Below are 18239 nucleotides of genomic sequence, written 5' to 3'. Positions count from 1 at the left end.
AACATGGCACCTAAAATTAGTGATTTTGTTGAAGATGCAGGCGCTCCCGGTATTATAGCCGGAATTGGTGCAGTCCTCTTAGCACCTGTTTTATTGCCCATAGTCGCTGGAGTTGGTAAACCCTTAGTCAAATCAGTCATCAAAGGCGGAATTGGTCTTTATGAAAGAAGCAAAGGAACCATTGCAGAAATGGGAGAAACCTGGGAAGACATGGTAGCCGAAGCCAGAGCAGAACTTGCTGAAGAAAAAGAAACCCCCGTATTTGAAGCGTCTGCCACCAATGCGGATAATGTCGCCGATAATGGTGTGTAATTTCATCTGCCCATTAGCAAGTTATAATTCTTTGCCATAGGCGACTCCAATTCCCCTAATAAAAGAACCCCTCCCCGCTTTTCGGGAGGGGAGACAAAGCACAGCTTTAGCGGGGTGCGGTTCTCCGGGTTTAATAAGTAATCAAGCGGACATAATATAATTTATGTTTTAGAAGTCCCTAGTGCAAGATAGTGCAAAAACTCTCTCGCTCCTCTTATTCCTCTGTGTTCTCTGCGCCCTCTGCGGTTCGTTTTCCATTAATTTTCCACTCATATCCTGTAAATAACAAACACACAACAAAAAATCCACTATCACACAAGTAAAAAAGGTGGTTGCATGTTGACAAATGGTTATAGCACCTACAATAAAATGCCGGAAATTCTAGACAAACCCACTTTCAAAACATCACCAAAACCGATATCCACAAAAGTTGTAAGTTCGACTCCCGGAAGATTGCGCTTAAGAGTGGCTCATTCCCATCGTCAACCAGAAAAGATGCAACGCATCGCCAATACTTTGTCAGCAAATTCTCACATTAATCAAGTTAAGACAAATGTCCATCATGGCAGTATTGTGATCAATCACGATGGTAAAGATGGCAGTCTAGAAAACGTGCTAGCAACACTTAAAGATTTAGGAATAATTTTTGCCGATGTTTCCGAGGGTAACACCGAGGCAGCAGCAGGAGTATCATCTGCGGTTGTTGACTTAAACCAACGCGTCAAACAGTCAACGCATGGTGCTTTTGATTTGCGAATTCTTTTCCCTGTGGGATTAGCTAGTCTTTCGCTGCGACAATTACTTAATAAAGGGTTGCAGTTAGAAATTATTCCTTGGTATGTTTTAGCATGGTATGCTTTTGATAGTTTTATTAAGTTGCACGGAACTAGCCAAAAACAATCATCAAACGAGTAACTAAAAAGCTTAATTAATCTGCCAAATTTTAATAGTTTTATCAGAACTACCACTAGCAACAAATTGACCATTCCGGCTAATAGCAATAGAGTTTACTGCCCCTGAGTGTTCTGTGATAGTTTGCAGTAATTCTCCCGTCCGCAAATGCCAAATTTTGATGGTTTTGTCTGCACTACCGCTAAAGATAATTTCTCCATCAGGACTAACAGCTAAGGATCTTACCTCTTCTAAATGTCCAGTCAACGTGTATAGGACTTTACCTGTAGCTAGATGCCAAATTTTGATAGTTTTGTCTGTGCTACCGCTAAAGAGAATTTCTCCATCAGGACTAATGATTACTGATTTCACCCCACCTGAATGCCCGTTGAAGGTGCGTAATGGATCGCCGGTGCATGGATTCCACAGCCTAATTTTGTTATCAGAACTACCACTAGCGAGGATTGTACCATCAGGGCTGATAGCAGCAGCATGAACTGGGGATGAATGCCAAAGGGTGCAAATGCGTTGGCATAGCCCGCTGTAGGTATCGCCTTTATGCAAATTCCAAATTTTGATTTTATTGCTACCACTGGCAAGAATTTGTCCATCAGGACTGATGGCGATGCAGTTAACTGGTTTTTGATGTCCTAACAGAGTGTGAATTAGTTTGCCAGAATTGAGATTCCATACTTTGACATTACTTTTGGGATGTTGGGAACTACCAACAGCGAGATAATATCCATCAGGGCTAATTGCAACAGAAGAAATTTCGCCTAAATCTTCTGTGAGGGTGCGAATAAGTTTGCCACTTTTAAGATTCCATACTTTGATGGTTTTATCTGCACACCCGGTAACTAAACTCTCAGAATCAGGAGTAATCACGACAGATGTCACTTTTTCTGAATGTCCAGTTAGGGTGTGGCTGAGAACGATATGTTGTAGTGTTAATTGGTGTTTGAGGTTGGCGACGCAATTTAAAATTTCCTCAACATCAGCAAGACTCTGAGTATCACCCACCGCGACAAAATATTCTCTTAACTTTTTGACATATTCCTCATCTTTGACGCTGACGGCTGATTGCATTGCCTGAAGCGGGTTAGTAGAATCCTGTAGTGATATTTGGCGTAGTTGTAACCATGTAGTCACAGAATAATCAAGCTGTTCATTTGCCCAAGAGCGTAGTTTACCGCCGTAGGCATCGCTTAAATGAGATAAACTCTGGGCTAATTGCAAAGCCAATTCTGGAATCCAGTAACAGCGCTCATTTTCTAGAGCTTGGTAAACTTGCTTGTAACCAGAGGCAATAACTTCTATTGATTGTAAATCAAAAGTATCTGACAGCAAACTCGGCAGCAACTCTGGTAATAGCGGAGGTACACCATGATTAACCAGGTGGTAAACATCCGCTACCCAACCTGCAACCAAACAGTGATAAGTAATCAAAACCTGGCAGAGGTTTTCAAAGTCTTGACGGTTGACTTGATATTGTAAAGATAACTTACTAATATCAATTCCTTTCTCATTCCATTTTTCTACCTTTTCTAAAATTGCCAAATTAACAACATTTTCTTTTCCAATGTGATTAATTTCCTCGCTTTTTTCTCCCAATGCCAGGAGTTCATCTCTAATCTTTTTCCATTCTAAGGCTCGTCTTTTAGCAGACTCTTCCAAAATTTCTCGATAAGGTAAACGAGCAATTGTTTTATAATAATAATTACCTTGTCCCAAACCCCAGTAAGCAATCCGGAAATTTAAATAATCGCCATCATTTTCTGACTCTAAAATCAAAATAGGCTCTGTTTTCAACATTCCAAACAGAGCCTTAATACTTGATTCACTGTGAAAACGCTTACTATCCCAAGCTCCTGCCAATAATTCTGTTGGTCTAACTTGACTGTTTAGAGAGTAATGCTTGTTGAGAAAATCTCGTAATCCTTCAGCCAACATTAACTCAAATTGGGAAGTTTTTTCATCTTTATTATCGTTAAATTGGTCAAAATGTACTTGAGGAGGAGCGATAAAAATTTTTAGTGGAGTGCGCCCATAATTGGTGTGATCTAAAATCTGTGAAGGATATAATCTTAAAGGCCAACTATCAAGAATTTTATTGACTTCTGGTAACTTGAGCGCAGTTTCTCGCTCTTGAGCGGCTATTCTTAATTGCGTTTGGTGATTCTCGGCTAGCAATTGCTGTTGGAAAATTCTTTCTTGTTCAAAGTCTTCAGCATAACTGCTTTTTTTATTGGAAGGATTTAGAACTTTGAGTATTTCGGGAATTACTTCAATCGGTTCATATTTACTCAGAGCTAAATCTTTACTTCTCTTTTGTACTAGCTCTGCAACAACAGGTGCAAACTCTAGTACCAGTTGAATTAGTAAGTTTAACCCTTGCTGCATAAACAAATACCTAGAAATTAAATAAAATAAATAAGCAAGGCTTGCATGAAATTAGGGCAATACTGCCATCAGGTAAATTCATACATACTCTTGATTTTACTACTTGAGAATATAGTAACTCAACTGTAAATCATGAAAATGCTTACATGTCAATAAGTCTATGTAATGAAATACTTGTAAATAAAAATGATAGTTATATAAGAAGGGAGGAGAAAGAGCATTTATCACCAAGGCAGAGGGCAAGAGGCAGCAGGGCTTTAAGCATAAAGCCGAACCTCGGATTTAGCGGCTTTAATTAAGTACGATGCTGAATCCCTAAATATATTGGTAAGTGCCTTTTTCCTTTTGGCTTCTTTAACGTTTATCGTCTTGATTATTCCATTATTATTAGTGAACCACAGTGTTAAAGAAACTTAATCAACCTGATAGCAACGACAGCTAGATTCACTACTGAGATAGATTTATAAACTCAAAAAAATATGTATGACTAAAGTAAAGTCAATGCAACTCAATAAAACGCTCTCTTAGAACATCAATAGATAAGTTTATAAGCCTGCTTGCATTTTTTGTTTTTTGGAATTAAAAAATAGTACTATGACTTCTATAAAACGGTCTAACTCTCACAAAGCTGCTAGCCTTAACCTACGTTTACCACCAAAAAAGGCAGCTAAAAATGTAGCTAATAAAACAGCGCCATCCCAAAAGATATTCTATAGCATTGTCCATACAATTCCTGGGCGAATTCGTTTTCGTATTCCTCTGCTAGCTAGAGATACTGAGTATGCTAATCAACTCAAATTAGCAATAGAATCTGATACTAGAGTTACAAATGTCCGTATTAACCTGAAAGCTGTATCTATCGTCATCAATTATAAAGTAGGTGTAATTTCAGATAACCAAATGCGCGAGCATCTGGTCAACCTGATTCAAACTGCCCAAAATATAGTTGTGGCAAAAGAGGTAATGGCAAAATCAATCGTGGGGGCTATTTTTGATGCTCTAATCAACCTAATTGATAGTACACGCAAGATCAACCAAGCACGTAATGTTATTGTATATCGAAGGGTTAGAATAGATGTTTGGGAACGGATACTTTCTACCTCAAGAAGCATAATTAAGAGGCTAAAATATGCTAGCGAACCTGAACTTGTGTAGTTACTAATACAGTAGCTATTAAAATGATTCCTGGTTAATAGTAAGTAGCCCCGAAATTACTGGGATTTCTCATAAGCCATGAAGATATCTCTTCTTGAAGTCGTGTGTCAAGCTAACAATGCTTGTATTAAATAACGAACCGCAGAGGCACAGAGAACACAGAGAGAAAGAGAGAAAGAGAGAAAGATTCTAAAACTTGGTTTACTAAACATTGTTGACTTAATAGACTACTAGCCTTCAGTCCAAGCATTTTATTATCAATAACAAATGGGTAATCCTCACTTTGATCAACTTCCTAATCAAAACCATTGGATTCAAGCAATACATACTGCTGTTAAAGGAAGAGTTAGATATAAAGTAAATGGACTTTATCATTCAGAAGCTCTTAAAAAATATCTTGAATCAAGATTATTAGAAGAGGAAATAATCTCACGAGCTAGTGCTAATAGTTACACAGGGAATGTTCTTGTTATTTTCCATCCAGATAAAAGTTTAAACGCGATCGCTCTCCTTATTCAAGACATCCTCTTAGATTATCGGCAAAAAAGCAGTAAACCACTTGCTTCTGTCGCAGTCACTAAAGAAAATACTGCTTTCGTTGGGGGTAATAAGCGAAACATATCTGATTCAGCCCTACTGCCTCAAATATCTAAGCAGCGACAATTAAACCAAACAGGTAGTCAACTTATTCCGGTATTGGGGGCTGTTGGCGTTCTTGTATGTGCCACCGGACTGTTGTACGTATATAATCTTGACGAAGCCATTTTGCTCTTGATCGAGAGGTTGCATACACCACTGCGCGATCGCATCATGCTTGGTATCACTTTTATGGGCGATCCAGTAATAATACTGCTATCTTCTTTGGGGTTGGCGATTAGTCCGTTATTTTATAATCGTCGCCGAGAAGCAACTATCTTGGGCATCGCTGGAGTTGGTGCAACCTTGCTAAATTGTTTAATGAAATTATTATTTGGTAGAGCGCGTCCAGCACTGTGGAAGCATATTATTAAAGTAGGTCAACACAGTTTTCCCAGTGGTCATGCAATGGTTTCAATAGTGATTTACGGTTTTACCGGCTATATTCTGGCAAAGCAGTTTCCTGAATGGCGCTTTTGGATTTATGGTTTGACTATTATTTTAATTGCTGCGATCGGTTTCAGTCGGCTTTATCTTGGTGTACATTGGCTAACTGATGTGACAGCTGGCTACGGGGCAGGTTTAGTGTGGTTGATTGCCTGTATTATTAGCTTGGAATTGCAGCAAAAATATCGCTCACTGCAAGCAGCCTAATCTGTAGATTCTTCCTCGGCGATAATGGCGGATAAGTCCGGTTTTCAAAACTAAACCGATATATCGCTACCAATTCCCAACTTATTTTTACTATCCTCTAACTTTTTCCAGAGTGCTTCTATTTGACTAAAAGCTATTTCTGGAGATAGTTTTCCAGCAGTTTCTAAACTAGTGATGTAGCCAATTTTTTGAGCAAATTCTTGGAGGTTGGCATTAAATACTAAGTTGTTTGGCTGAAATTTACCGTGGTAGCGATCGCGGGGATAAAGAAAGCTATTTTTATCATCATAATTCGACTGTACCATTAATTTACTCCTAGTAAAAAACCTGATTAGCTATTAGGTAATTGATTACATCGGACTGAAATAATCCCATTTGGTAATACTGTTTCGCAGAGATTGACAGAATTAAGACCTTGGATATCGTTGTTTTTTGAAGATTTGATCAGATTTGCATGACTAAGATTGGCATTTCTTAAATTAGTTCCTTCTAGATGGGATGCTTCTAAATTTGCCTTTTGTAAATTAGCATCAGTTAGCAATGTATTCTTGAGATTGGCTCCTGTTAGATCGGCTCCTTGCAGATTTGCGTCCCGAATATCTGCCCACTCTAAATTTGCATACCGGAGATTAGCATTTTTGAGATTAGCTCCCTGAAGATTTGCCGATCGCAAGTCAATTTTTTGTAAGTTTGCCCCTGAGAAATTCACTCTCGATAAATTACAGCCAAAACATTTTCTTGTTTCTTGAAGCTGTTGAATCACATGTTGTTGAAGCAAATCATTACCTTGGCTAAACAATGAGGGAGTAAGGAAAAATGGTATCGGAATCAGCAGTCTTAAAAAGGGATTCATAAGTCTATAAGTGAGAAATAAAAGATTATCAAAGTAATGTAAAGTTGCTATTTTCTTATGGCGATTTGGAAGGCTTCGGCAACAGGCCCTAGAACCAAAACAGGAAAAAATGTCAATGCTCCCAGAATCAAAATGGTGGCAGCAGTCACACTAATAAATAGTTGGGTATCTGTATTTAGGGTTGCGCTTGAAGCAGGTATAGGTTGCTTGCACGACAGGCTATCTGCTAGCAGCAACAAAGCAATGATCGGAATAAACCGTCCCATCCACAGGGTAAATGCTGTTGTCAGGTTCCACCACAAGGCAGTTGGGGCGGGTTGGGTGTCTGCCAAACCTTCAAAACCGGAACCGTTACCCGCCGCCGCCGATGCATACTCATAAATCACCTGTGTAAAACCATGAAATCCAGGATTACTCATACCTGCAAGTTGTTCGGGAAAAGCTAGGGTAATAGCACTGGGCAGCAAAATCAATAGCGGGTGGATCAGAATAATTACACTTGCCAGGGTAATTTCCCGTTTCTCGATTTTTCGTCCCAAAAACTCTGGCGTTCGTCCCACGATTAAGCCAGTCAGGAACACTGCCAAAAACATGTACACTACCAAAGAAGCTGCCCCAGTGCCCATCGCTCCCCAAATCACTTGCAAAAACAGGTTGAGCAAAGCACAAAATCCACCCGATGGCATCAGCGAGTCGAACATGCCGTTAGCAGAACCAGTCATGGTTGCTGTTGTGGTAATGGCAAATAGCGCAGTTTCCGCCCAGCCCAACCGGACTTCTTTCCCCTCCAAATTGGGCTGCTGACTACCCAACAGGAGATTCACGGCGGGATTGCCCTGATACTCCCCGACGGCAGTTATGCCAATTAAGACTACAAAAATGGCAAACACCATCCAGAACAGGAGGCGAGTCTGTTTTAAGTTACCGATAAAGATACCAAAAGTGTGCAGTAATGCTGTAGGAATCAGTAACATTGACACCACTTGCAGCAAATTCGTGCCACCATTGGGATTTTCAAAAGGATGAGCAGAGTTGCCACCAAAGAAGGCTCCACCGTTCTCACCCAACGTTTTGATGCTTTCAAAGTGGGCAATAGGGCCACGAGCGATCGCTTGAGTTGCCCCCTCTAAGGTAGTAAAATTTATAGGCCCGGCAAGGGTTTCGGGTACACCACTCAGCATTAATAATACCGTACTGACAATAGCCAAGGGTAATAATACTCGCGTCATTGAGCGAGTCAAATCCACATAAAAGTTGCCCAAAGGTCTACCTGTTAAGCCGCGAATAAAGGCAATTCCCACCGCTAATCCGGTAGCAGGCGCAACAAACATTAAGAAGCCCAAAGCTGTTATCTGGCTCAGATAGGACATTGTGGTTTCTGGCAGATAATGTTGCAAATCAGCAGCAACTAAGAAAGAAATGGTGGTGTGTAATGCTGTGTCCCAAGTGGGCATTCCTAAATTGGTGGGATTCAACGGTAGCAAACTCTGAAACATCAGCAGTAGTAGCGCTAAAACTGCCATTGCTGTATTGCTGAGTAAGATAGCGATCGCATATTCTCTACCGGTCATGCTCTTTTGCGGTTTAATACCTATAAGGAGATAAATTAAGCGCTCCAATGGGTTCATCACTGGATCGAGCCAGGTTTTGTGCATGAAAAAGACTTCAGCTAAGTAGTGTCCTAGTATTGGTACTGACACCACAATTAAGAATAAAGTGAGGAAAATTTGCACAAAACCTTGGATCATAGGAAGCATAAAATAAAGCGATCGCCGATAAACTCAACTATTTAGGGCTGTAGTCAGAGCAATTTAGTGCTTGTATCGTTAGAGCAATTGTAGGATGTACTGCACACTTTAGAAAATAGTTATTGTTAAAAAATTGGCAGTTTTCACAGGGATGTTGCTGTAAATGTTTGATAGTTACTATTTCGTCTTTATCTTGTGCCGTATTTTCTGGAGGATCTTCTATTGCTTTGCAGACAGATGAAACGATAAAAACGACAAGTCCCCAAACAATCATAAAGGAAATATGAGCCAAAAACACTGCTACAAAAGGAATGTCTCCTTCATGTGGTTTTGTGTCATGTCTAATAATATGTGGAATTAAAACTTGTTGGTGCATGTGAGTCATCTGAATTAACAGATCGGCTGGCTATTGGTCTAGCTTCTAATAAGCAACTGTTGAGCGAATAGTAAACAGAATGAATTTTCTTGAGAGTGACTTTGAGAGCCGGAACCATTATCGGATGGGTTGCTATTGCTAAAATGTAGTCTCCAGCAAAAATACTAGGATTATCTGTTGCTGAAATGACTTGACTTTCTCTTAAAATTCCTAAAAAAACGCATTGATCGGGTAATTTAATTTCAGTTAAATGAATACCGCAATAAACGCTATTTGCTTCGATTAAAACACCAAATAGGCTTGGTTCTAAAACTTTTTTGCTTTTTAACACACAACATTTTATTAACTCTAATAATATTGTGCAATATTTTACAGATAAAATAAAATTTTCTTAGATATATTTTGCAGATATATATAATGTATCAAGTAGATAAAACATGTGTTTATTAATTAGTTATACAGATATATATTTAAAGATATAGATTTGATATAGCATTCCTATTTGATTCGTGAATAAATAAGAAAATGAACCGCAAAGTATTGGCTTTGGGCGCAAAGGGAAGAAAGAAAAAAGAGATATATAATTTTCACAAATGATTTAGGACTGCTATATACCCCTATTTAATCAATCGTGAAAATCTCTCTTTATTCTCTCTGTGTTCTCTGCGCCTCTGCGGTTAGTTATAAAAAATTATTTTTCACAAATTAGATAGGATTGCTATCACATACGGTTCGGTTAAGATCCCCCCGCCTGCGGCGACCCCCTTAAAAAGGGGGGTTGGGGGGATCTTCGCAGGGTAAACAAGCTAACCGAACCGTATTGACCCTACTTAATTATTTCTAAATAACAAAATTCCCGACTTATTTAATAAATCGGGAATCTAAGTATTTCGATTTTCAGAAATCATTAAGAATTAATTCTGAATCAGAGGCGTAGCAATAATTAGGAACATCCCTTTTTCGCTATTTCCTATGCCTTTATTCTTTAATTTGATCCAGAGCTAAATTCAGCTTCAACACATTAACTCCAGGTTCACCAAAGATGCCGATAAAGCGACCATCGGTATTTTGAGCAATCAAAGTTTCCAACTGGTTCGGCTGAACTCCTCGCGCCTTGGCTACTCGCTTAATTTGCGCGATCGCAGCTTCGGGAGTAATGTGAGGATCAAGGCTAGAACCAGAGGTGTAGACTAAATCGCCAGTCGGCTGCACACCTGCTGTTTTCAGACGAGTGAAATCACCTTCAACCTTTTTGCTGGGATCTGGATCATCTTTACCTTTGATGCGTTCCATTAATGCGGGATTACTAGGAGCCAAGTTACTAGCACCAGAAACCCCAGTTTTCAATACTCCCCCATCATCTTTTTTGGGATCGGCTGTGCTGTAGCTAGTAGAACTTGGACGACTGTTAAAATAGCGATCGCTAGTAAAAGGTTGACCAATTAAAGCAGAACCGACGACTTGACCTGTGCTATTTTTCAGTAGACTACCGTTTGCTTGAAACGGAAATACAATCTGCCCAATGGCAATCATCGCAAAAGGATAAATAATCGCTCCAATAACCCAAAGTACCAGGGTAGAACGAACAGCTCTACCGGCTTCGCGTGCAAAACTCATTAGAATTTCTCCGGTACAAACATTACAAAAAATAGATAAATAGAAAGCCCTAATGTCACAATTCCTAACAGCCCCAATCCCCAAGATTGACTGCGGGAAAGTTCTTCACCAGTAGCTGCATAGACTAGAGGTGCAACCACTAAGTTGAAACACATCGCCAGGAATAAATACAGTGGCAGCTTTTGTCTACGCCATTGACACCAGATTTCAGTTATTTCTTCTAATACTTGGGATGCAACAATAGTGCGTCGGATCTGAACAGGTTTCATAGTAAATTAAGACAACGGTAAGATAATATCTATCAGTTTGATGGCAATAAAGGGAGCAACGATGCCGCCAAGACCAAAGATCAAGATGTTGCGACGTAGCAGTTGATCTGCTGTTAAAGGTAAAAACTTTACCCCTCTAAGTGCCAGTGGAATTAGTGCCGGAATAATCAAGGCATTGTAAATCAGCGCCGAGACGATCGCAGATTGGGCACTCTTTAATCCCATAATATTAAGTGCGCCGATTCCAGCAGCTGCGAAGATAGTCGGGATGATCGCAAAATACTTGGCAATATCGTTAGCAATGGAGAATGTTGTCAAGGCTCCACGAGTAATTAGCAACTGTTTACCTATGGTTACTAAGTCAATTAGCTTCGTGGGATCGGAGTCTAAGTCCACCATGTTAGCAGCTTCTTTGGCAGCTTGCGTTCCAGAGTTCATTGCCACACCCACGTTTGCTTGAGCTAAGGCAGGTGCATCATTAGTACCATCCCCAGTCATTGCCACCAGTTTACCCTGAGATTGTTCAGAGCGAATCACCTCAATTTTGTCTTCTGGAGTCGCTTCGGCAATGAAATCATCCACCCCAGCTTCCTCAGCAATCACCGAAGCAGTAATCCGATTGTCACCTGTAAGCATGATCGTGCGAACACCCATGCGACGGAGTTGGTCAAATCGTTCCCGCAAACCAGGTTTCACAATATCTTTGAGGTAGATGACACCATAAATTTTGTCATCTTGGCAGACAGCTAAGGGTGTACCGCCTAACCGGGAAACTCGCTCATAAGCTGCGTCTACATCATCAGGAACGTTGCCGCCACGAGAACGGACAAATCCCTTAATCGCCTCTACCGCTCCCTTGCGAATTTGTTTGCCATCGGGTAGATTCGTACCACTCATCCGGGTTTTGGCGGAAAATTCCACTCCTTCGGCTTTGTCAAGATTGAAGCCTACCGCAGCCTGAAACTTTTCTGCTAAAAGTACAATTGACTTGCCTTCTGGCGTTTCATCAAACAAGCTAGCAGCTAGGGAGACTTGCGCCACATCTTCTAGTGAGTGATTATCCAGAGGAATAAACTCATCAGCCATCCGATTACCCAAGGTAATCGTGCCTGTCTTATCTAGCACCAAGGTGTTGATGTCACCACAAGCTTCTACGGCTCGACCAGAAGTAGCAATGACGTTAAATTGGGCAACTCTATCCATCCCAGCAATCCCGATCGCACTGAGCAAACCACCGATAGTTGTAGGAATTAAAGCTACCAGTAGCGAGATGAGGATAGCAACGCTAGCACCCGCCCGTAAACTGTTTCCCGCCTCAACCCCAAAGGCCGTGCTGATAAAGCTGGCGATGTAGGCGACAAATGGGGGCATAGTTGCCACCACAATCAGGAATACTTGTGTTAACACTGCCAACAATACCGTCAAAGCAATCTCGTTGGGAGTCTTGCTGCGTTCTGCCCCTTCTACCAGGGCAATCATGCGATCGATAAAGCCTTGTCCAGGATCAGCACTAATGCGAATTGTCAATTCATCGGAGAGTAGGCGTGTACCTCCTGTTACCGAACTAGCAATATCTGTACCTGGTTGCTTCAGTACAGGCGCAGATTCTCCAGTAATTGCAGACTCATCCACCGAGCCGATGCCTTTAATTACATCTCCATCGGAGGGAATCATGTTGTTTGCAACCACTTTTACCAAATCGCCCCGTCGCAGTTCCGTAGAATTGACTTGTTGTATAGAACCATCAGGGAGGATTTTGTTAGCGATCGTATCCGATCGCGTTGATCGCAATGAATCAGCCTGTGCTTTGCCACGTCCTTCAGCTACAGCTTCAGCAAAGTTGGCAAAAACGAGTGTAAAAAAGAGAATGAAGGTAATCAACCCGTTTAATAAGCGTTGTTGATTAATATCCGCCTGAATCGTGCCAAATAAATTTGGGTTAAGGCTAACAAGAAAGGTGACAATTGTCCCCACCCAAACAACAAACATAACTGGGTTTTTGACAGTAATTCGCGGATCGAGCTTGATAAATGACTCACGAATTGCTCTCTGGTAAAGCCCCCGCATATCTGTTTTAGGGGTGTGCTTGCGCGAGTCACGAGTTCCAGATCCAATACGGGGGGAGGGAGAATCAGTAGTAGTGGGCATACATTAAATTTTGGGAATGGGAACTGGGGAATGGGGCATTGGAAGATAAGGTGGATGAATCCAGTTCCGAGGTGGATGAATCCAGTTCCGAGGTGGATGAACGGAGTTCTGAGATAGATGAACGGAGTTCCGAGGTGGATGAACGGAGTTCTGAGGTGGATGAACGGAGTTCTGAGATGGATGAATCCAGTTCCGAGGTGGATGAACGGAGTTCTGAGATGGATGAATCCAGTTCCGAGGTGGATGAATCCAGTTCCGAGGTGGATGAATCCAGTTCCGAGGTGGATGAATCCAGTTCCGAGGTGGATGAATCCAGTTCCGAGGTGGATGAACGGAGTTCTGAGGTGGATGAATCCAGTTCCGAGGTGGATGAATGGAGTATCTAATTTTTCTTGTCTCCTTATCCCCTTTGTCCCTTCATTCCCCACTCCCTACTCCCTAGCCGATGCCTTTGGCGATAAAGAAAGCTTCACCAATGGGGCCTAATGCAAGTACTGGGAAGAATGTAAGTGCGCCCAGGATTAAAATCACGCCTGCGGTAACGCCTGTAAATAGTCCGGTATCGGTTCGCAATGTACCAGTCGTGTAAGGAACAGCTTGCTTACGAGACATACTATCTGCCAAAAACAGCAAACCGATGATTGGAATATAGCGTCCAGCAATTAAACTGAAGCAGGTACTTAAGTTCCACCACAAAGCAGTTGCAGTGGTTTTTGTACCTGTAGCGATCGCCAAAGGAGACGGTTGTGAATCTCCCAAACCTTCAAACCCAGAACCGTTGTTAGCAGCAGCCGAGGCATATTCGTAGATAACTTGAGCAAAGCCGTGGAAACCTGGATTACTAATTCCTGATAGTTGATCGGGAAATGCCAAGGCGATACCTGCGGGAATCATAATTGCGATCGGGTGAACCAGCAAAATCAAGAAACTAGCAAGTACAACCTCGCGCTTCTCAATCTTGCGTCCCAAAAATTCTGGTGTGCGTCCTACCATCAACCCTGTAGCAAACACAGCCAGAATCAGATAAGCAAACAAATAAGCGGTTCCTGTTCCCTGTCCACCCCAAATAATTTGCAGGAACATATTAGAAAGGGTAATAAAACCGCCGTTGGGCATAAAGGAGTCGTGTAAACTATTGACTGCGCCGCACATAGTACCAGTTGTACTCGTTGCAAATAGCGCAGATTCTGCCCAACCAAACCGGACTTCTTTACCCTCTAAATTCACTTGCTGACTACCTAGCAGTGAATTCACAGCCGGATTGCCGTTGTATTCACCAATGGCAGTGACGATGACAAATACTAAATAGATAACGCCTACCATGCCATAGACTAACCAAGCTTGCTTAGTGTTGTTCGCAAACAACCCATAAGTGTAGATTAGGGCAGTAGGAATCGAAAGCATCGCCACGATTTGAATTAAGTTAGTAAATCCGCTCGGATTTTCATAGGGGTGTGCTGAGTTGATAGCGAAAAAGCCGCCGCCGTTTTCCCCTAATTGCTTGATAATTTCAAAATGGGCAACAGGGCCACGAGCGATCGCCTGACTAATATTCGGATTTTCCAAAGTAGGGAATACAACTGCACCCCCCAGAGTTTCGGGAACGCCAGCAGCCATCAAGACAATGCCGCCCACAATACAAATAGGCAGCAAAATTCGGGTAATCGAGCGAATTAGGTCTACATAAAAGTTGCCTAACGATCTACCAGTCAATCCCCGAATAAAAGCAATTCCTACCGCCAAACCAGTCGCAGCAGAGGTGAACATGTGATAACCAAGTCCCCACACTTGGCTGCCATAGCTCATGTAGGTTTCACCAGAATAGTGCTGCTGGTTGGTATTAGTAATAAAAGAAATAGTAGTATGCAGCACTGTATCCCAAGTTGGGGCATTTATCGCCGTAGGGTTGAGGGGCAACCATCCCTGATTCATGATGATAAAGAAAATCAGCAACCCCATTACTACGTTGCTATACAGGATTGCCCGGCCATACTGCCAGCCCGTCATATTTTCTTTGTTTTTAACACCAACCAAGGCATAAAGCAATCGCTCAACCGGATTCAAAATTGGGTCGAGAAAAGTACTTTCTTCTAGGTATACATGCGCCATATAGCGCCCAAAAAATGGAGTAATCGCTACTACAATTAGTAACGTCAATGCAATTTGAATCCATCCTTCTAACATTGGATTAATCGAACTCCGACATAAATAAATTTAAGATGAATATCAGATGTTTTTTGCTATGATTTAGAGCAAATAATGAATTAATTTGACATGGTTATTAGCTAACTATCAACTATCGTTTTCTCAATCAATCATCGAGCTTTTTGTTAGAGAAAACAAGGTATAAATTAATATTTAAACTAGCTTATACAAGGAATATATTTTTTGATATATATTAAGTGTTAGAGCGTTTATCTCGATATATATCTGCAAATATAGAAAGACAGCTAAATCCTAAACAAAACAGCTATTTGCCCTCAAACAGGAGCATCCCCCTTTGGCGAATAGCCTAGCCGATTTTTCAAGTCATGTAGAAAAGTTAACACGAAACTTAACCCTCTAGTACAGCACGGCGGAAATAAACCACTCATTCCAAATCAATGAAACTCTTACGCTGTATACCTGTTTTACTTTAGTTATTCGTTGAAGAAGAATTCAGAAGCCACCTTATTAGCTCTCGTAGCTCTCCATAAATAATATTTAAATACTGAAATTACTTCCTAGTTTAATAACAGGCTACTATAGCAATCCTAAATCATTCGTGAAAAGTTATATCCCCGACAACTTTTACGAAGTCGGGGAACTGGACACCGGGAATTTTCACAAATTAGATAGGATAGAGTCAGGAGTCTAATTCATTACTCATAACTGATTTTGGCGACAAATTCCAAATGCGGAAGTGTAGGCGTGTAAGAAAGTTCTGCCGCCAACAGGGCCGATTTCCCCGCCACAGAAAAAGCCGCCTACAGGAATATCGCTGACGTACCGCCGAAATAGTTCAGAATCGAAATTGGGTTTACCATAGAGTCCTTCACCTCGCCCCAGACAGGCAAACATCAAAGCAGCTACAGCAGAGGGTTCAGAATCTCGTTGGTGTTGATAACTTTGGAGGAGTAATTCTAGGTCTTCAGCAGAGGCTTGGGCATCGCGGAGGTGGAATTGCAGCCTTTGTCCTGGACGAACGCGATCGCCAATTGCGATCGCCCCAGCTGTTGGATCGACCCCAAGAATACCACGAATTAAAAAGTCTCCCTGTTGCAAAGCCAGCTTAAATTCATCCATTGCCACACCAACAAACAGAGAGTGCTGTGCTAAAATGCGTTCGTGTTCGCTGAGACTGGCAATCAAATCTCGCAATACCACTAGCGGCACTTGCTCATCTAACTCTAAGATGATGTTGCGATCGGCTTTTGTCACTTGCAATGGTTTGCCAATCGGTCGGCATCCTTGGGCTACAATCGTTTCCAAAACAATATTGCCAGTCAAAGCGATACCAACAGTCCCCTCACGATACAAGCTTTGGCATTTCCCACCTTCAGTATCGTTACAAAAAAGGGCAACACGACCACCCATACCTCCACCACTAGCTTGTCCCCCCACAATCACCGATCCTGGATAAGCAAAATCCAACCCCTGCAATAAATCGTTGATTCCAGAAGCGAAAGAACTAGACAGCAAAATGAACTGGGGTGTCGGTGATGCTGGCACACCGATCAAATCAACCCAAGCATCTGGTGAACTGTCTAAATCAGGTAATTCTTCAGCAACAACATGAAATACTTGAACCTTCACCCCTGGAAGGTGTGCTAAAGTCAAGCTAATAGCTGGTTCAGCTTCGAGTTCTTGGATTTCTCCGTTAACTGTCGTTCCAATCACACCTCCACCACTACAGCCAATTAGCACAGGCACAGAAAGTTTCTCAGCTAACAAGGGTAACAGTCGGGAATACTCACTCGTAAAAGCAGACGAAATGAATACCAGTCCTAGATCCGCAGGTGCTGTTAACAATGAGACAGCTTGTTCCACCACATCTGTAACAGCTGCTTCCAAAGAATGACGGGTTGATAGGGCGTTTGCCCACTGCATTTGGTCTGCCATGAGTTTTGTAGCTTCTTTCTCTTTTTGGGCTAGTAGGTTTTGATTTTTGATTTTGGGAAGAATTGCATCCGACAAAAATTAGTGCCAGCCTTTTGTCTCCTCCATCCCAAGAAGCTGGGGTTGTCATTCCTTAATAGATGCATCTGAATCTATTGTATGATTGTTTATCTATGGTACTGATTCCACAAAATCTTAAAAAATAAAGATGAATGCATTATAGATGCGGCAGTTTACTGTATTGGTTATAAATCAATAGGTTAAAGTACTAAGTTATGAGATGAATGGTTAGAATGGTTAGTAATCAAGCTAAAATCTGCCATTTCTGAATTTTTTCTATACTAGTATTAACAACACACAACGAGACTAAAGCAATGACCAACATCCAAGAAACAGCAAAGAGCGATATTCAAGAGAAAATCCAAGAAGAAGTAGAGCAAGCCCGTACTGTCTGTGACATTAGTGGTAGCAACTCACCAGAGTGTGCTGCTGCTTGGGATGCAGTAGAAGAATTGCAAGCCGAAGCTTCCCACAAGCGCCAAAGCAAGCCCAAAAATTCTCTAGAACAGTATTGTGATGACAACCCAGATGCAATTGAATGCCGAGTTTACGACGACTAAAAATTTAGACAAGTGAATTTTTTGTTCGTTTGGTAAACAAGCAACCAGAATTTACTTACTCAAATCTTGCACTCTCACCTCACTCCCGCCTAAAATCTTACTCCCCGTGTTTCATCATTTACCCCAACAGGTAAATAATTGCTGAAATATTTGGTGTTAAGGATGTATTAGGGTTAGCATTTGAGAGTTTTTTTATCTTAAAAAGGAAACTTTTACACCCAAAAAAATTGGGGTTTTGTCCGAGAGGGCCGAGTGTATAGTCAGTGGGTGGGTTTTAGAACTCTTCCTCACGCTACTTGCAAATAAGTGCAAAATCTGAAACGAGGGTCTTTGAGTTGCTTGTTTTTTACCAAATAGAGAGATTAAGGAAAGTGAATTAAACAATTTACTATTTAATACCTTTTCCAAAAATCTTTGCAACAAATAAATTGACTGTAGGGGCGTACATTTGTATGCCCCTAC

General features: G+C 41.4%; 17 protein-coding genes. 6 read left to right on the top strand and 11 right to left on the bottom strand.

The features are described 5' to 3' along the window. The first annotated feature begins 3 nt into the window (after nucleotides 1-3). Together V7K25_RS07060 and V7K25_RS07055 are read left to right on the top strand one after the other, a co-directional pair. Nucleotides 4-312, top strand: a complete 309-nt coding sequence (locus V7K25_RS07060; RefSeq protein ID WP_335156367.1) for a DUF5132 domain-containing protein — start codon at nucleotides 4-6, stop codon at nucleotides 310-312. Nucleotides 313-648: 336 nt separating this feature from the next. Beyond that, on the top strand, nucleotides 649-1227 hold the full coding sequence (locus V7K25_RS07055; protein WP_335156365.1) for an HMA2 domain-containing protein: 579 nt from the start codon (nucleotides 649-651) through the stop codon (nucleotides 1225-1227). 9 nt (nucleotides 1228-1236) lie between these two features. On the opposite strand, the gene V7K25_RS07050 is transcribed toward V7K25_RS07055, so the two are convergent. Continuing rightward, complete coding sequence (locus V7K25_RS07050; RefSeq protein ID WP_335156363.1) at nucleotides 1237-3603, bottom strand: WD40 repeat domain-containing protein; 2367 nt, start codon at nucleotides 3601-3603, stop codon at nucleotides 1237-1239. Nucleotides 3604-4197: 594 nt separating this feature from the next. On the opposite strand from V7K25_RS07050, the gene V7K25_RS07045 reads away from it, so the two are divergent. Together V7K25_RS07045 and V7K25_RS07040 are read left to right on the top strand one after the other, a co-directional pair. Continuing rightward, the gene (locus V7K25_RS07045) at nucleotides 4198-4758 is read left to right on the top strand and encodes an HMA2 domain-containing protein (protein WP_335156361.1); all 561 of its coding nucleotides are present in this window, start codon (nucleotides 4198-4200) and stop codon (nucleotides 4756-4758) included. A gap of 267 nt (nucleotides 4759-5025) precedes the next feature. Next, on the top strand, nucleotides 5026-6048 hold the full coding sequence (locus V7K25_RS07040; protein ID WP_335156359.1) for a phosphatase PAP2 family protein: 1023 nt from the start codon (nucleotides 5026-5028) through the stop codon (nucleotides 6046-6048). A gap of 50 nt (nucleotides 6049-6098) precedes the next feature. Here the strand turns inward: V7K25_RS07040 and V7K25_RS07035 are convergent, their stop codons facing one another. The 8 genes from V7K25_RS07035 to kdpB form a co-directional block, all read right to left on the bottom strand. After that, a complete protein-coding gene (locus V7K25_RS07035) occupies nucleotides 6099-6353 on the bottom strand; it encodes a DUF7219 family protein (protein WP_335156357.1) in 255 nt (84 codons plus the stop codon). Nucleotides 6354-6379: 26 nt separating this feature from the next. Further along, nucleotides 6380-6901, bottom strand: a complete 522-nt coding sequence (locus V7K25_RS07030; RefSeq protein WP_335156355.1) for a pentapeptide repeat-containing protein — start codon at nucleotides 6899-6901, stop codon at nucleotides 6380-6382. Between the two features lie 47 nt (nucleotides 6902-6948). Then, nucleotides 6949-8649, bottom strand: a complete 1701-nt coding sequence (gene kdpA, locus V7K25_RS07025; RefSeq protein WP_335156409.1) for a potassium-transporting ATPase subunit KdpA — start codon at nucleotides 8647-8649, stop codon at nucleotides 6949-6951. Nucleotides 8650-8686: 37 nt separating this feature from the next. After that, nucleotides 8687-9025: a hypothetical protein gene (locus V7K25_RS07020; RefSeq protein WP_335156353.1), complete on the bottom strand. Its 339-nt coding sequence runs from the start codon at nucleotides 9023-9025 to the stop codon at nucleotides 8687-8689. Continuing rightward, complete coding sequence (locus V7K25_RS07015; protein WP_335156351.1) at nucleotides 8991-9356, bottom strand: TrkA C-terminal domain-containing protein; 366 nt, start codon at nucleotides 9354-9356, stop codon at nucleotides 8991-8993. The genes V7K25_RS07020 and V7K25_RS07015 overlap by 35 nt, the downstream gene beginning before the upstream one ends. A gap of 647 nt (nucleotides 9357-10003) precedes the next feature. Further along, nucleotides 10004-10642, bottom strand: a complete 639-nt coding sequence (kdpC, locus tag V7K25_RS07010) for a K(+)-transporting ATPase subunit C (RefSeq protein WP_335156349.1) — start codon at nucleotides 10640-10642, stop codon at nucleotides 10004-10006. After that, nucleotides 10642-10911, bottom strand: coding sequence for a potassium-transporting ATPase subunit F (locus V7K25_RS07005; protein ID WP_335156347.1), 270 nt, complete (start codon nucleotides 10909-10911; stop codon nucleotides 10642-10644). Before V7K25_RS07005 ends, kdpC begins: the two co-directional genes overlap by 1 nt. A 6-nt stretch (nucleotides 10912-10917) precedes the next feature. After that, the gene (kdpB, locus tag V7K25_RS07000; protein WP_335156345.1) at nucleotides 10918-13059 is read right to left on the bottom strand and encodes a potassium-transporting ATPase subunit KdpB; all 2142 of its coding nucleotides are present in this window, start codon (nucleotides 13057-13059) and stop codon (nucleotides 10918-10920) included. A 38-nt stretch (nucleotides 13060-13097) separates the two neighbouring features. Between kdpB and V7K25_RS06995 the strand changes: the two genes are divergently transcribed. Then, nucleotides 13098-13445 carry a hypothetical protein gene (locus V7K25_RS06995; protein ID WP_335156343.1) on the top strand — a complete coding sequence of 116 codons (348 nt, stop codon included), beginning with the start codon at nucleotides 13098-13100 and terminating at the stop codon, nucleotides 13443-13445. A gap of 52 nt (nucleotides 13446-13497) precedes the next feature. On the opposite strand, the gene kdpA (V7K25_RS06990) is transcribed toward V7K25_RS06995, so the two are convergent. Then, nucleotides 13498-15243, bottom strand: coding sequence for a potassium-transporting ATPase subunit KdpA (gene kdpA, locus V7K25_RS06990; RefSeq protein ID WP_335156341.1), 1746 nt, complete (start codon nucleotides 15241-15243; stop codon nucleotides 13498-13500). 681 nt (nucleotides 15244-15924) lie between these two features. Then, the gene (locus V7K25_RS06985) at nucleotides 15925-17160 is read right to left on the bottom strand and encodes an FIST signal transduction protein (RefSeq protein ID WP_335156407.1); all 1236 of its coding nucleotides are present in this window, start codon (nucleotides 17158-17160) and stop codon (nucleotides 15925-15927) included. Between the two features lie 371 nt (nucleotides 17161-17531). Here V7K25_RS06985 and V7K25_RS06980 point away from each other — a divergent pair, with 371 nt between their 5' ends. Beyond that, nucleotides 17532-17777 carry a Calvin cycle protein CP12 gene (locus V7K25_RS06980; RefSeq protein WP_335156339.1) on the top strand — a complete coding sequence of 82 codons (246 nt, stop codon included), beginning with the start codon at nucleotides 17532-17534 and terminating at the stop codon, nucleotides 17775-17777. Nucleotides 17778-18239 lie beyond the last annotated feature (462 nt).

This window comes from Nostoc sp. (assembly GCF_036919495.1).
In the GTDB taxonomy this organism is placed as follows: domain Bacteria; phylum Cyanobacteriota; class Cyanobacteriia; order Cyanobacteriales; family Nostocaceae; genus Nostoc.
Note: the sequence above shows the minus strand (reverse complement) of the source record. Positions and strands in the feature narration are given on the sequence as shown.

Coding starts and splice junctions, on each gene's coding strand:
- V7K25_RS07050 (WP_335156363.1), bottom strand. CDS start 3,603: ATGCAGCAAGGGTTAAACTTACTAATTCAACTGGTACTAGAGTTTGCA.
- V7K25_RS07060 (WP_335156367.1), top strand. CDS start 4: ATGGCACCTAAAATTAGTGATTTTGTTGAAGATGCAGGCGCTCCCGGT.
- V7K25_RS07035 (WP_335156357.1), bottom strand. CDS start 6,353: ATGGTACAGTCGAATTATGATGATAAAAATAGCTTTCTTTATCCCCGC.
- V7K25_RS07055 (WP_335156365.1), top strand. CDS start 649: ATGTTGACAAATGGTTATAGCACCTACAATAAAATGCCGGAAATTCTA.
- V7K25_RS07030 (WP_335156355.1), bottom strand. CDS start 6,901: ATGAATCCCTTTTTAAGACTGCTGATTCCGATACCATTTTTCCTTACT.
- V7K25_RS07045 (WP_335156361.1), top strand. CDS start 4,198: ATGACTTCTATAAAACGGTCTAACTCTCACAAAGCTGCTAGCCTTAAC.
- kdpC (WP_335156349.1), bottom strand. CDS start 10,642: ATGAGTTTTGCACGCGAAGCCGGTAGAGCTGTTCGTTCTACCCTGGTA.
- V7K25_RS06985 (WP_335156407.1), bottom strand. CDS start 17,160: ATGGCAGACCAAATGCAGTGGGCAAACGCCCTATCAACCCGTCATTCT.
- V7K25_RS07005 (WP_335156347.1), bottom strand. CDS start 10,911: ATGAAACCTGTTCAGATCCGACGCACTATTGTTGCATCCCAAGTATTA.
- kdpA (WP_335156341.1), bottom strand. CDS start 15,243: ATGTTAGAAGGATGGATTCAAATTGCATTGACGTTACTAATTGTAGTA.
- V7K25_RS07040 (WP_335156359.1), top strand. CDS start 5,026: ATGGGTAATCCTCACTTTGATCAACTTCCTAATCAAAACCATTGGATT.
- kdpA (WP_335156409.1), bottom strand. CDS start 8,649: ATGATCCAAGGTTTTGTGCAAATTTTCCTCACTTTATTCTTAATTGTG.
- V7K25_RS07020 (WP_335156353.1), bottom strand. CDS start 9,025: ATGCACCAACAAGTTTTAATTCCACATATTATTAGACATGACACAAAA.
- kdpB (WP_335156345.1), bottom strand. CDS start 13,059: ATGCCCACTACTACTGATTCTCCCTCCCCCCGTATTGGATCTGGAACT.
- V7K25_RS06980 (WP_335156339.1), top strand. CDS start 17,532: ATGACCAACATCCAAGAAACAGCAAAGAGCGATATTCAAGAGAAAATC.